The following is a 525-nucleotide window of genomic DNA, read 5'->3' as shown; positions in this document are numbered from 1 at the left end:
GAAAGGGCACAAAAAGCTGCATTATGAGGCCACTTTCTGATGCGCTAAGCAGATGATAATGTTATAATTTGTTCCATGAAAACGGCGTCGGACATCCATCTTCTCCAGCGCCACTCCCCGCAGCCGATCTGCTTCGGATTCTCGAAGAAAAAGATCATCTTCTTGCCGATCAGGAGGTGAGGCTTTCCAATCAGGAAGCCGAACTCGCCAAACAGCAAGCGCTGCTCAAAGAGCGAGAGGCCCTCATCGCCGAACAACAGAAGCTGCTCCGCCTGCTGGAAGAGCAACTGCGCCTGGCGCGGCTGCGTCGTTTTGGTTCCAGCAGCGAAAAACTGCCTTTCCAGGGCGAGCTGTTCGACGAAGCCGAGCTGGAAGTCTCGCTCGAGGAGGCGGAAAAGGAACTGGCCGAGGCAGAACCGAAAAAGCCGCGTAAGCGGCATACCAGGGCGGACGGCTTCAACGAGAACCTGCCGCGCATCCAGGTTCATCTTGAGCTGGACGCAGAGGAAAAGGCCGGAGCCCGTA

General features: G+C 56.2%; 1 pseudogene. It reads left to right on the top strand.

Going from position 1 to position 525, the window contains the following annotated elements:
• Positions 1 to 68: 68 nt before the first annotated feature.
• Positions 69 to 525: pseudogene (locus tag ACOCD2_RS25935) on the top strand (hypothetical protein); the annotation flags it as partial.

The sequence above is a fragment of the Thiolapillus sp. genome (genome assembly GCF_048562965.1).
GTDB classification, from domain to species: Bacteria; Pseudomonadota; Gammaproteobacteria; order Chromatiales; family Chromatiaceae; genus Thiolapillus; species Thiolapillus brandeum_A.
This window is presented reverse-complemented; position numbering and strand designations above follow the sequence as displayed.